The sequence below is a fragment of the Lactobacillus laiwuensis genome (assembly GCF_019972835.1).
Classification (GTDB): domain Bacteria; phylum Bacillota; class Bacilli; order Lactobacillales; family Lactobacillaceae; genus Lactobacillus; species Lactobacillus laiwuensis.
The window spans coordinates 13,213-27,085 of the sequence record NZ_BPPB01000012.1; the positions used below are offsets into that span (position 1 = coordinate 13,213).

The following is a 13,873-nucleotide window of genomic DNA, read 5'->3' on the forward strand; positions in this document are numbered from 1 at the left end:
TTTTTAATCCTCCAATTTTCCATATTCTTCATCTGTAACAGGTTCCAGCCACTTGGGTGTTCCCGCAGTGATAGCAATATGCGCAAACCAACTGTCTTTAGTTGCGCCATGCCAATGTTTAACACTGTCATGAACGACCACTACATCACCAGGATGCAATTTACGAGGCGCTTTGCCTTCTTCTTGATACCAGCCCGTACCAGCTGTTGCTAACAAAATCTGAAAGCCGCCAATATGCTGGTGCCAGTTGTTGCGACAACCGGGCTCAAAACTGACATTTGAGACGCTGACATTAATATCAGGATCACTAACTAAACTTTGCAGGTAGCTTTGACCCTTAAAATATTTTTGATATGCAGTATTTTTTTCACCTAAAGCAAAAATACCATTTTGTACTTCATCTTTGTGATTTTCCATTTTGATTCTCCTTTTACCTGATTTATACGATTACTTTAATCCTTAAAGTGAACTTTAAGTCAAATTATTCTAACATTAAATATGAGTTAAATTACATTTATTAATAATTAGTTATTGTTTTGTGAATTTGTTATTTTGTTAAAAAGTAATGTGATAAAATTAATTTGATAAATGAAAGCGATTTATACAAAGGAGATTTATATGATTTATCATAAAGATTTTGCATGGGATGCCAATTATGATGTTGTTGTTTTAGGATTTGGCGGTGCTGGTGCCACCGCTGCTCGGTTTGCGTCTGATCATGACGCTAAAGTGCTGCTGGTTGATGCAGCTCCTGAAGGGCACGAAGGTGGTAATACCCGGTATTCTGCCCAATTAATTGGTACTGGCAATGACTTTAATGAGTTGAAAAAGTATTATCAGAAACTAACAGCGCCAATGGAACTTGACGAAGAGATGATTGATACTTATGTCGACGGGATGGTGCACATTCCTGAATATGTTTCAAAATATTTGGGTGTTAGACCAAATAGTGCTAAGGAATATGCCCCTGACAAAAGTTATGCTTTCAGAGAATTTCCGGAATTTCCAGGTTCAGAGTCCTACGATTTTACCACTGTCACTAAACATTGGTTTGATGCTTCCTTATGGCAGATTTTAAAAGAGCAAGTAGTGAAACGGCAAGACAAAATTGATGTTTTGTACAGCACGCCTGCTCAAGAACTAATTCAAGATCCGGAAACTAAAAAGATTTACGGCGTAGTGATTAAGCGTGATGGCAAATTGCTCAAAATTCAGGCCAAAAATGGTGTTGTCATGACCACCGGTGGTTTTGAAAATAACCAAAGGATGATTGAAGACTTTATTGGCGCCAAAAGACTGGCACCTTTAGGCACCCTTTACAACAAAGGTGATGGTCTGAGAATGGCCCTGGAAGTTGGCGCTGATTTTTGGCATTTACATAATTATGAGTCTTTAGGCCTGCTTCATGGTATGGCTTTTGCGGTACCAGCGGGACAACGCGGTCGTTTAATGCTGGGAGCCCAAAATGAAGCTGTTTCTAGCGGCAGTTCGTTTGTTATCGGTGATGACGGTACCAGATACTTTAATGAAACTGAAGAAAACCGCCATGGCCATATCAAGAATCATGGTCAATGGAAAGTGCCGCTAAATCAAGAGCACCCATACTTGATTTTTGATGAAACTAAAAAGCATGAATTAGATAGCGATAAAATTATTGGCGATTACAAACCATACACAGAAAATGTTATCAAGGCTGACACTGCTGCAGAATTAGCCGATAAAATTGGTGTTGAACCGGCAGTTTTGTCTGACACTCTCAGTCGTTTCAATCAAGCTTGTCAAGAACAAGACGATCCCGAATTTAGAAGAGATCCAGCAACTTTGCGTGCATTTACTGGTAACACAATTTATGCCGTCAAACTGGAACAGACAATGCTTAACACTCAAGGTGGTCCAAGAAGAAATAAGAATGCGGAAATTTTGGATACTAGAGGCAAAGCTATTCCTAATCTTTATTCTGCTGGTGAACTTGGCGGTATCTGTGCTAACCAATATCAAGGTGGCAATAATTTGGCAGAATGTTTGATTTGGGGCAAGATTGCTGGAGAAAATGCGGCTAAACCAAAGGCTGATGAAACAACCGATGCAGCAAGCGGTGCTACTATGCCTGAAAAGCATTTAACTTCAGATCTTAAACACGAAACCTATGAAACAGGAGAAAACCAATATATTGGTAAATCAACTAAAGGTATGGGTGATGAAATAGTTGTCCGGGTAACTGTTGATGAGCAAAAGAACTTGAAGAATATTGAAGTTTTGAAACAAGCTGAGTCGGATGACTATGGCTTGAAAGCTATCAAGACTTTACCTTCCAAAATGGTTCAGGAAAATACCGTTGATGTTGATGCAGTCAGTGGTGCCTCAAGCTCATCGCGCGGTCTCAAAGATGCAGTTAGGGATGCGCTAAGTAAAATAAAGTAGTAAGTATTACTAAAAAGATCTAGATAAAAAGCAGACAAACCACAATTTTAGTGATTTGCCTGCTTTTCTTACTACTATGTTTTAATCAGTAGCTTTATTTGTCAATGTGGTATGGCATTTTTGTGACAATATTTGTTCAAATCCATTGTTAAAAACATAAAATTGAGATTGTTTTCAAATTATGTCTATCATCTGAAGTGCGTTCGCTATAAGCTAAAAGTCTCTAACAAATGTTGAGAACTGATTCTACAACTAATTTACGTTGGTAGTAGAATACGTTTGCAGGTTCTACTTCTAAAAGCTGTTTTAGATTGGCTTTTAAAATGATGCTAGATCAGATTATAATTAATGAGTCTCTGCTTGTTGCTATGTATATTACCAAAGTAGCTTGAATGCTACTAGGTTGAACCCATTGGTAGTGAAAGAAATGAAAAATGTTTGTAGAAACGATCAATGGCTTTTCCAGACTTTTTTATTTAAATAAGTTTTAATTTCATTATTAAAAGGTGAAATTTAATAAACAAAGTGTGCATAATGCTTATTTTTTAATTTTTTAGCGAGTTTTACCGAATGATACCAATGGTTTGCACCAGTAACAAGGTATCCAGCTGCATTAGTTAGCACTTGATGACCTTTTAATTTAGAAACAGTGAAAAATGGTCCAGCTGTCATTTCGTACCAACCTCGAATAGCTAGCCAAGTGTGACCATGAACCTTTACAGGCATATTAACTATATACATCCATTTATCTTTTTTCTTGCTCATTTTATTCCAATGTGACCCATTTTTAGGTAGAACATGTAATGGATAGATGCTTTTTTTACCATTGTCTTCATAGAATATCCACTTTTTAGCAGTTATGGTCTCTTTATTGACTAAATGAGTTTGTTTATCATATTGATACCATGTGCCACGCATTTTTTTGGAAAAACAGATACATTAATTTTAGCTTGTACGGGATTAGCTAATTTAATTGTTGCAATGCTGCCAATCATCCCCAAACTAAAGATAGCTATAAGTGTAATCCACATTTTTTTAAGTTTCATTGAGTTACCTCCGTATCTAACTTCAATCATAAGCATTATAATACTGTATATTAGCATTAACAATAAGTACATATTTTAAACAACTGCGATAAGCTCATTTATGTTGTTTGGTAGAAGTAGCGGGAAAATATGCTTTATGCAAATACTATTGATGTTGATGCAGTCAGTGGTGCCTCAAGCTCATCGCGCGGTCTCAAAGACGCAGTTAGGGATGCGCTAAGTAAGATAAAATAGTAAGTTTTAAAATTTGTTTCAACTCTTTCAAAAAATTTGGTGTAAAGATATTTTTGTATATTATAATTGCAATTAAGAGAATTAAAGTGATAAAAATAAGTAACGGGAAACTAACATGAACTTTACACAATTACGATGTTTTATCAAGGCTGTTGATAATTCCAGCTTTACACTTGCTGCTAGAGAATTAAACTTTACTCAACCTGCAATTTCAAAAAATATTAGAGATTTAGAAAATGAGTTGGAAATTACCCTTATAATTCGGGAGCATCATCGCATTACTCTTACCAAAGCCGGCAGATATTTTTATAAAATTGCACGTAACATGGTCGATGACATGGACAACACAACTGAATTTCTGAAAAGTCAAAAAGGTAGGATTGGAAGTTCATTAAGAATAGGTGTTTGTGAAATACCATTAGAAGAAGAGATATTACCAGCAGTTTTGCGTAAATTACGTGCATATGATAGCAATCTTGATATCCAGTTTATCAATGTAGAGGAGACTACAATTTCTGAAATTTTAAATCATCATGTAGATATCTGCTTGGTTTCATATGATACTGTGGCAGCAATCCAAAATATTCAGTTTGTAAAATTAATTACCGGTAAATTTTTGGTTGCTTGTCCTGTCAATTCCGCTTTAAGTAAACAGCAAATGATTACTTTATCAGATTTGCAAAAGCAAAGAGTCTTTTTGTTTGATCCAAACAGTACACTCAATTTTAAAACGCAGAATGATTTAATATCGGGAATAGGTGTTAAACACATTAAATTTGTCCGTGATTTTTTCAAAATGAAACTGTATGTCAAAGCCGGCTGGGGCTACGGTGTTATACCAAATTTTGCTAAAGATTATGATAAAACAGCTATTAAATACGTTACTTTAGATTATCCGGCCATTTCACCTTATGGCATTGCCTATATCAATTCGTCGGTCCAAGACATGGATGTTGCAAAAGTAATCAATACTTTTAAGCGAGTCTGTGTCCACGTGTTAGAGTAAAAAATACAAAAATATGTTGATAAGTCACAAAAGTCAATCACTTTTGTGGCTTTTTTAGCATTCCATTTAGTTATTCTTAATTCTAATGGTCTTGTCTTAATAAGTTTTCTAAATGTTACTTTGAGAAGAGTAAGAGCTTGAACTAGAAGGGATGAAATTTAATGGGAAAAGTTTTTGTGAAAGCAATTACTTATTTTGTACGTGTGAATATTCTACATAGAAAAATACTGACGTAAGAAAAAATAATATTTTATTTAGTAATTATATTTATGAGTATAGATTTGCTTCAAATTTTTAATGAATAATAGTCTAACTTTAGATAAATTTGTGAAAAGTATTCATGAAAGGACTTTTAAGATGGATAAAGAACAACTACCTAAACTATCGAATTATAGGTGGGTAATTTTGGCAATTGCCGCTTTAATGGATGTCATTAGTAATTATGTGCAGTTTCAAATTTCCGCGCTGGCTACACAGATCATGCCGGCTTTGCACATTACGCCTCCGCAATTTTCCAGTTTACTTATGGCGCCAATGTTAATTGCAGTTTTTTTAAGTATACCAGCTGGTTCACTTGCTGATAAGTTTGGGGCAAAAAAGGTAGTAAGTATAGGTTGCATTATATCGGTAATCGGTGCCTTTGGCAGACTATTTGCTAAAGATTTTTGGTCAATGATGATCATGTTATTAATGTTTGGTGTGTACATGTCATTATTAAACGCAAATACAATAAAAATTTTTGGTATTTGGTTCAAGCAAGATACTAACATGGCTATGGGAGTTTTCTTTGCTTCTGCTGGAATTGGTGCCGCTCTTTCGCAAATTACGGGTTCTTTTTTCCCAAGTGTCAATGCAGCATATATCTTTTCATCAATAGTTTTATTAATTTTAGCTATTTGCTGGATTGTGTTTGTTAAAGATGCCCCTGAAGGAGAAAGCATTCAAAAAAAGCAAACTGTTGATTCTGAATCAACGATAAAATACTTTGAAGTTGCCACTAAAAGTAAAAAAACGTGGTTAATTGCAATTTGTGGCGGCCTAGGTTCTGCTGCTTCGACAGCATTTTCCGGTATACTGCCTCAAGCATTTGCTGCTAGAGGGATGTCAGACGCAACTGCAGGAATTATTGCTTCAGTTGCCTCTTTTGGCAGTCTTTTTGGTGCCTTACTGGGGCCAGCTATTATTGCTAAACTTAAAAAGGCAAAAGGATTCATGATTTCCGTAACTTTAGTTTCAGCAATTTTAATGGCAATAACTTGGTTTGTTCCTGCCGGATTGCCATTAGTTATAAGCTTAGTAGCTGGAGGCTTGTTCGGGTCAATGACTGGACCGATTATGCAGGCTATGCCTATTCAATTTCCTGAAATTGGTCCAAAATATGCTGGTTCTGCAGGTGGCTTAATAGGAACAGTAACTTTATTACTTGCTTATGTAGTTCCAATTCTTATTTCCTTAATTGCTGGACGTAGTTATATTTTTACTTTCTTCATTCAAGGTATTGTTATTGCTTTAACAGCAATTTTCATTGCTATACTACCTGATGCTAATAATGTTAATAAACGTAGGTGATTTTTAATCAAAAAAGTGTAAGATTCTCTAAAGCATAAATAGAATTTTGCTTTTTTTATCCTCATCGGCAAAAATAATAGTAGTAACAAGTAAATCAAGTATGGATTCTACTTTTGGCAAATTTATTTTTACGAAAAATTTTTAGTATAATATACACAGGAAGAAAATTTTTTGTTAATTTGATGAGGTAATAAAATGAATTTCACTCAATTACGCTGTTTTATTAAGGCCATAGATAATTCCAGTTTTACTATTGCAGCTGAGCGCTTAAATTTCTCCCAGTCGGCAGTTTCGAAAAATATTAAGGATCTTGAGGATACACTGGGGGTAACTTTAATCAATCGTGCTCATCACCGTATTTCCTTAACGAGCGCTGGCAAGTACTTCTATCGTGTTGCGCGCAATGTGGTAGATGATATGGATTACACGGTAGCATACTTGCAAAGTAAAAAGAATGACCCTGAAACGCTTTTGCGAATAGGGGTCTGCGATACACCGTTTGAACAAAAAATTTTACCGATTTTTTTACGAAGACTACGTGAATCTGGGAGTAACTTGAACATTCAGTTTGTCTTTGTACTCAACAATTCTATTGGTGAACTTCTCAACCATCATGTTGATTTGTGTGCAATTGCCCGAGAAGATGTTGATGTTGTTGAAGATATTCACTTTGAGCCAATGGTTCAGGGCAAAGTAGTTGTAGCTTGCCCAAAGGGTTCTCCTTTAGCAGAAAAATCTAAGATCTCTATTTCAGATTTAATTGATCGTGACGTATTTTTGCTTGATCCTAACAGTTCTTTAAATGTGCAATTAAATTTTCAAACTACTTTGATCAATAAATTAGGAATGGAACATATCAAATTTGTACAAGATTTTTTGGCCATGGATATTTATGTTAGAGGTGGCTGGGGCTATGGCATTTTGCCCAACTTCATTGCAGATTATCAATCAGAGGGAATTAAATATATTCCCATTGATTTTCATGATATTTCACCATATGGAATTGCATACATGGAAAGCTTTACAAACGACTCTGTACTTGAAAAAGTGGCCAGTACATTAAAAAAAGCAATAAACGAATATTTATCTGAGAATAAAAATAAGTAATGCACAAATAAAAGTTGTTTTTGGAATGCTTGTAATCAGCGCTTAAACGTTGATCTTACAAGCATTTTTATTTTGCCCTTTTAAATTGTTATGTTCTGTATTCCATTTAGTAATTCTTAATTCTAAATATGGTGCATAAATTCACTTGATTCATAGTATTATGAAAACGGTTAAAGGATTTGTTTAAAGAAGTGAGGTATAAAAATGGAAAATACTTATGATGTCATTATTGCTGGTGCCAGCAATGCTGGCGCAATGGCAGCTTGTGCTGCTGCTGAAAAGGGAGCAAAAGTTCTCCTGATTGATAAGCAAGGAAGTTCAAGATTTTTATTCCGTTCATTCTTTGCTGCGTTGGACAGTAACGCCCAAAGAAGAGCAGGAATTAAAGTTGATAAAGCTAAACTAATGAACTTTTTAACCTTGTTCTTCCAAGATAACGTTGATGAACGTTTATTGTGGACTTGGGCAAATCATGCAGACGAAACTGCCAATTGGCTTGAAGATAATATTTTGAAACCAAATGGCGGTGTTTTGAGACCACAAAAAGATGCCCACTATGAAACTGTTGTTAATACAGCTTTCAATACTGAGTTAGCAATTGCAACACCTGATAATGGCTGGGCTCATTATGGCGATTGGGTAATTGATAAGGTTAAAGAATTAGGAGTAACCCTTAAATACAACACTAGATTAGAAGAATTAGTGACAGATGATAGTGGTGCAGTAACCGGTGTAATTACCAGTGATCGTGAAAGTGGCGAAAAGACTGAGTATAAAGCTAATAAGGGTGTCATCATTTGTACTGGCGGTTACGGTGCCAATGTTGAATTGATGAAGAAATGGGATCCACTTGGCTACAAGAAGAATGTTTATTCAGATGGACCTCGTGATGATGGTTCAGGTATTCTTGCTGGCCTTAAAGTCGGTGCCGCTCGCGATGAAGAACCAGCTGAAATCATTTTTGACCGTGGTGCAGTTCCTGTTGGCACTAAGGCTGAAGACCATTATGTCATTGACTTTAAGGATCCAGGCTACTTCTGGATGGGTGCTTACCCACTACTAAAAGTTAACTTAAAAGGTGAGCGTTTCGGCAACGAAAGTGTACCTTACCAATTTGATATTAATGCAATGGCTAAGCAACCAGGCTACCTGGAAGCACAAATTTGGTCTGAAGATACTATGGATCACTTGGCACAATTTGATACTCAAGGTTGTTCTCGTTTAGGCTGGCCTGGTATTTACAATACTGAGGAGAACAAAGAAGAGATTCAACGCAGAATTGATGACGGCCTGGTCAAGAAAGCAGATACCATTGAAGAATTAGCTGAAAAATTGAATTTGCCAAAAGATAACCTAGTTAACAGTGTTAAACGCTATAACGAAATGTGTGAAAAAGGCGTAGATACCGACTTTGGTAAAGAGAAGTTCAGATTATTCCCAGTAGATAAAGCGCCATACTATGGTGTCATCATGGGCGGACGCTTGCTTGCTACTCTGGATGGTTTACGGATCAATACTAAGATGGAAGTTATTGACCAGAATGGTGATCCAATTCCTCACCTATACGCAGCTGGTAACGCCAGTGGTGGTTTCTTCTGGGGCAGTTATCCAGATAGAATTCCTGGCCTTACTTGCAGTCACGCCCAGACCTTTGGTCGTCTAGCCGGACAATATGCTGCTGAAAATTAGTTTTTATCATAAAAGGAGTTTTTATATATCATGGATGAAAAACAGTTACCTAAGCTTTCAAATTATAGGTGGGTAATCTTAGCAATAGCTGCCTTGCTTGACGCAATTAGTAGTTACATTCAATTTCAGATCTCTGCTTTAGCTGTCCAAATTATGCCAGCACTGCATATTTCACCAGCACAATTTCAAAGTTTATTAATGGCACCAATGCTTATAGCAGTTTTCTTAAGTATTCCTGCCGGCTCTCTTGCTGATAAGTTCGGAGCTAAGAAAATCGTTTCTGTTGGTTTAGTTATCTCAGTACTAGGAGCATATGGTCGCCTTTTTGCTAATAACTTTATCACAATGTTTATTTTCCTGTTACTTTTTGGAGTTTATATGGCTCTGTTAAATGCTAATACTTTGAAAATCTTTGGTACCTGGTTTAAACAAGATACTAATACAGCTATGGGTGTCTTCTTTGCTTCTGCCAGTGTCGGAATTATGCTATCCCAAGCTACCAGTTCTTTATTCCCGACTGTTGAAAAGGCATATATCTTTTCATCAACGGTACTATTGGTTTTAGCTGTTTGCTGGATGATCTTTGTTAAAGACACTCCTAAGGGTGAAGAAGTTCCACAACCTCAAACAGAACAAGGCAAATCTGAGTCATCGTTTGAATTCTTCAAGGCTGCTGCCAAAAGTAAGAAAACTTGGTATGTTGCTTTAGCTGTGGGCTTTGGTATGGGTGCTAGTGAAGCCTTTTCAGGCATTTTGCCCCAAGCATTTGCTGCTAGGGGAATGACTCCTGCAGCTGCTGGTGTGGTTGCTTCTGTCGCTACTATTGGTAGTTTAGCTGGTTCACTTTTTGGTCCAGCTGTTATTAATAAGGCTAAAAAGGCCAAACCAATGATGATTGTCATTACTGCTCTTGGTGGTCTTTTGATGGCCGTAACCTGGTATATTCCATTAGGAATGCCATTAAGTATTGCCCTCATCCTCGGCGGTGTCTTTGGCGCTATGACTGGTCCAATTATGCAGGCTATGCCAATTACATTCCCAGAGATCGGCCCTAAGAATGCTGGTAGTGCAGGTGGACTTGTTGGGACAGTATCACTGCTCTTATCATTCTTCCTGCCAGTTATTATTTCTTCAATTGCTGGTAAGAACTATGCATTAACCTTTATTATTCAAGGTCTTGTCTTTGTAGTACAAATTATCGTACTGGCAGTTTTACCAGACGCAAACGCTGCTCGTCGTCATGCTGAATAAGATTTTTTAAAGTGAAAGGGGTCATTTATATGTCAAAAAAAATAACCGAGAACCCAGGAAAGTATACCGGTTCTGGTCAAGGTAAGGAAAGTCAAATCAACCTTGAAGTCGAGGTTGACTCAGACAAGATAGTAAATGTTAAACCGTTAGATAAATATACTCCCGACAGTTTGGCTGATAACGCATTTAAGAAAATGGCGCAAAAAATTGTGGATCAGCAATCAGTCGATGTTGATGTCGTTTCTGGTGCTTCTGAAACTTCACAAGGCATCATTGAAGGTGTTAAAGAAGCCCTGAATAAGGCAGGAGTTGACTTTGATGCCCTTAAAGAAAATGGTGGTCAAACTGCTGGCAAGAAAGAAGAAACTATTGACGTTGATGTCGCAGTAGTTGGTGCTGGTGGTGCAGGCGTGGCAGCCGCTTTAGCAGCTCGTCAACATGGTGCAAGCGTTGCTTTATTTGAAAAAACCATTTCACCACTGGGTGCGACTACTTTTGCCGGTGGTATGTTTGCTGGTGATAGTCAACAACAAAAAGATCAAGATGCAGTCGTTTCTAAGAAATGGCTTTATGACGAATACATGGACGCTTCTCAAGGCTATATGAATTCAATTCTTGTGCGTCGCATTATTGATGAATCAGGTAAGACGGTTGACTGGTTAAATGAAAACGGTGCAATTATGAAATTGGTTGATGCTGGTACAGGCGGTAGTTACGATCATATCGGTATGCCAGCCACTCTTCATGGCTATCAAGAAGGCGGCACTAAGGCCGTAACTAAATTGATTGAAAAATTCAAGTCAATCGGTGGCAAGATGTACTTTGGCTTTGCTGGTAAAAAATTGTTGCAAGATAGTGCAGGTAAAGTTACTGGTTTAATTGCCGAAGGTGATGAAGAAACGCTTCACGTTAATGCTAAGAAAGTAGTCATTGCAACTGGTGGCTTTGGCGGCAGTCCTGAAATGCGCAAAAAGTATCTTGGCGACGTCAGCACACAAGGTCAAGTTTTGCAAAATACTGGTGATGGTTTGAATATGGCCTGGGATGCAGGAACTGCTCACCATATTAACGGTTCAACGCACTACTTCTGGCAAACTTTTAGTGATAAGGATATTGGCGAAATGGCTAAACTTGTTGGTCCAAACTGGATGCCTGTCAATGCCCTAGCTGATTTTCCTAACTTGCGTGTTAACAACCGTGGTCAACGTTATGCTAGTGAAACCCATGCACTAGATTTCGCTGTTCACGGTGCAGAATTGTCAGAACAACCACAACAAACTGAATTCGTTGTCTTTGACCAGGCAATGCTGGATAAGATTAAAGAAGGCGGAACAGTCGCAATTGAAGACCACTATGGCAAGTGGAAGAATCGCCATCAGTTTTACATGGAATTTAACTTCCCAACGGATACTGATGAAAATATTAAGCACGAACACGAGAAGACAGACTTTACTGCACTATTAAATAAGCTGGCTTCAACCAATGTTATTTTTGTTGCAGACACTATCGAGGAATTGGCTGAAAAGATGGGTGTTGACAAAGATAATTTGGCCAAATCAGTTGAGCAATACAATAACGCTAAGAAGAAGGGTGAGGACGACTTATTCTTCTCTGATACCAAGAGAATGATTCCAGTAGAGCAGGGTCCATTTTACGCTGTTAAATTCATTGCCCGTAACCTGGGCACTCTTGGTGGTGCAACCATTGATGAAAAAATGCACGCCTTAGCTCCAAATGGTGAACCAGTACCAAACCTTTACGTAGCTGGTGCCGATGCCTCAGGAATGTATGGCAAGGCTTACGTTGATTTTGAAGGTGGTACTTTAGGTTTTGCTTATATTTCTGGTAGACTAGCCGGAATTGATGCGGCTGAAACTGCTAAAGCCGGTAAGTAGATTATGGCAAAAATTATGTATGAATTAATTGATTTGTACATAATTTATACTAGAGGAACAAATTATGACACAAGAAAAATATGATGTAATAATTGTTGGAGCAGGACTTGCAGGCTTTGCTGCTGCAGATGAAGCTGTTGATAATAATTTAAAGACCTTGCTGGTTGAAAAAGGTAAAACAACAGGCGGTACTGGTAATTATGTTGAGGGAGTTTTTGCTGCTGATTCCGAAATGCAAAAAAAGGATAATGCAACTCTTGATAAGGATGATTTGCTCAAAGAAGAGTTAACTTATTCGCACTACAAAGCAGACGGCAAGATGTGGCAAAAGTATATTGCTAATGCCGGCAAAAATGTTTCCTGGCTCGAAGATCATGGTGCTAAAATTGAAATGGTAGCAAATTTAGGCTCTGGAGCTAGGACTTGGCACTTGTTTAAAGGCAAGGGTCATGATGCCATTCACAATGGCTTGGAACCATATGCTAAGAAGAAGGGCATCACCATAGCTACATTAACTAGAGTGACTGACTTAAAGCAAAATTCTGACCACACTTTTGATGTGACACTGACTAATGTAGCTGAAAAAGATACTAAAATAATTACTGCCAAAAATGTTGTGCTTGCTACCGGCGGTTATTTAAATGACCAAAAGTTATTAGAAAGTACTCCTCACCAAAATCCAGACAACATTATTCCAGTTAACTCTGGTAAAAACACTGGGGATGGTTTGAGACTTGCTTGGAAGTTAGGTGCTAAGAAGTACTTTACTGGAATGGCAATGATGTTTGGCGGTCAGCTGAAAGATAAGACGGTGCCATCATTTAAATTGTGGGGTACTGCTATCTGGAGTTCAGTTTGTGATCAACCGCAAATGTGGGTTAACGAACTGGGCGAGCGCTTTGTCGACGAAAGTGCAGCTGTGGTCAACTGGGCTAATGAAGGCAATTCAATGAATCGTCAAGACCGCGTCTTCTGCATTTTTAGCCAAAAGATCTTGGATGACTTTACTGACAAGTCTTATCCAAGATCCATGAAACCATTTGTTCCAGAAGACAGATATCCCACTCTGCGTGATGATATTGCCAAAGCCGAAAAAGAAGGCCGCGAATACCTGCATAAAGCTGCAACGCTGGAAGAATTAGCTCGAGAAATTGATACCCCTAACCTAGTGGCATACGTCAAGCACTATAATGAAATGGCTGCAAATGGTGAAGATACTGATTTTCATAAACCGGCTAAATACATGTTGCCAGTAGATGGTGACGGTCCATTCTATGCTATCGAATTAGGTGTAGGTGCATACACTACAGGTGATGGACTACGCGTAAACACCAATAACGAAGTTTTGAATACAAAGGGCAGACCTATTGAGGGTTTGTATGCTATTGGTGGCGATGGCTCTGCAGTTCTTTATGGTGACACTTACGGTGTTAATATTCCGGGGACACATGCAGGATATTGCATCTTTTCAGGTCGTAATGCAATTAAAGCAATTGCAGCCCGGAAGTAAAATAATCAAAAAAATAATTTCTAAAATAATAAAATAAAACATTATACCAGCGAAAAAGCCAACTCATTTGAAACTGTCAAATTTTTTGTGTAAATAGATTTTTCTCGTAGATTGATTTTTTAATCTTTTATTTAATCAAAGTAGG

11 protein-coding genes and 1 pseudogene are annotated in these 13,873 nt (G+C 37.6%); 9 read left to right on the plus strand and 3 right to left on the minus strand.

Going from position 1 to position 13,873, the window contains the following annotated elements:
- Positions 1-3 precede the first annotated feature (3 nt).
- Positions 4-417 carry a cupin domain-containing protein gene (locus tag LDM92_RS08330; protein ID WP_223902832.1) on the minus strand — a complete coding sequence of 138 codons (414 nt, stop codon included), beginning with the start codon at positions 415-417 and terminating at the stop codon, positions 4-6.
- Positions 418-618: 201 nt separating this feature from the next.
- Here LDM92_RS08330 and LDM92_RS08335 point away from each other — a divergent pair, with 201 nt between their 5' ends.
- Positions 619-2,421, plus strand: a complete 1,803-nt coding sequence (locus tag LDM92_RS08335; protein WP_223902833.1) for an FAD-binding protein — start codon at positions 619-621, stop codon at positions 2,419-2,421.
- A gap of 513 nt (positions 2,422-2,934) precedes the next feature.
- Here the strand turns inward: LDM92_RS08335 and LDM92_RS08340 are convergent.
- Complete coding sequence (locus tag LDM92_RS08340; RefSeq protein WP_223902834.1) at positions 2,935-3,339, minus strand: hypothetical protein; 405 nt, start codon at positions 3,337-3,339, stop codon at positions 2,935-2,937.
- Positions 3,297-3,467 (minus strand): hypothetical protein, encoded by a 171-nt coding sequence (locus tag LDM92_RS08345; RefSeq protein WP_223902835.1) that lies wholly within the window; start codon positions 3,465-3,467, stop codon positions 3,297-3,299. Before LDM92_RS08345 ends, LDM92_RS08340 begins: the two co-directional genes overlap by 43 nt.
- A 129-nt stretch (positions 3,468-3,596) precedes the next feature.
- Here LDM92_RS08345 and LDM92_RS08350 point away from each other — a divergent pair.
- The 8 genes and pseudogenes from LDM92_RS08350 to vprA all read left to right on the plus strand — a co-directional run.
- A pseudogene (locus tag LDM92_RS08350) lies at positions 3,597-3,701 on the plus strand (FMN-binding protein); the annotation flags it as partial.
- 115 nt (positions 3,702-3,816) lie between these two features.
- The gene (locus tag LDM92_RS08355) at positions 3,817-4,707 is read left to right on the plus strand and encodes a LysR family transcriptional regulator (protein WP_223902837.1); all 891 of its coding nucleotides are present in this window, start codon (positions 3,817-3,819) and stop codon (positions 4,705-4,707) included.
- A 357-nt stretch (positions 4,708-5,064) separates the two neighbouring features.
- Entirely contained in the window at positions 5,065-6,276 is a 1,212-nt protein-coding gene (locus LDM92_RS08360; RefSeq protein ID WP_223902838.1) for an MFS transporter, read from the plus strand.
- A 195-nt stretch (positions 6,277-6,471) separates the two neighbouring features.
- Positions 6,472-7,383 (plus strand): LysR family transcriptional regulator, encoded by a 912-nt coding sequence (locus LDM92_RS08365; protein WP_223902839.1) that lies wholly within the window; start codon positions 6,472-6,474, stop codon positions 7,381-7,383.
- Positions 7,384-7,587: 204 nt separating this feature from the next.
- Positions 7,588-9,072, plus strand: a complete 1,485-nt coding sequence (locus LDM92_RS08370) for an FAD-dependent oxidoreductase (protein WP_223902840.1) — start codon at positions 7,588-7,590, stop codon at positions 9,070-9,072.
- A gap of 30 nt (positions 9,073-9,102) precedes the next feature.
- A complete protein-coding gene (locus LDM92_RS08375; RefSeq protein ID WP_223902841.1) occupies positions 9,103-10,323 on the plus strand; it encodes an MFS transporter in 1,221 nt (406 codons plus the stop codon).
- 29 nt (positions 10,324-10,352) lie between these two features.
- Positions 10,353-12,218: an FAD-dependent oxidoreductase gene (locus LDM92_RS08380; RefSeq protein ID WP_223902842.1), complete on the plus strand. Its 1,866-nt coding sequence runs from the start codon at positions 10,353-10,355 to the stop codon at positions 12,216-12,218.
- Positions 12,219-12,282: 64 nt separating this feature from the next.
- Positions 12,283-13,728, plus strand: a complete 1,446-nt coding sequence (vprA, locus tag LDM92_RS08385) for a vinyl phenol reductase (protein WP_223902843.1) — start codon at positions 12,283-12,285, stop codon at positions 13,726-13,728.
- Positions 13,729-13,873 lie beyond the last annotated feature (145 nt).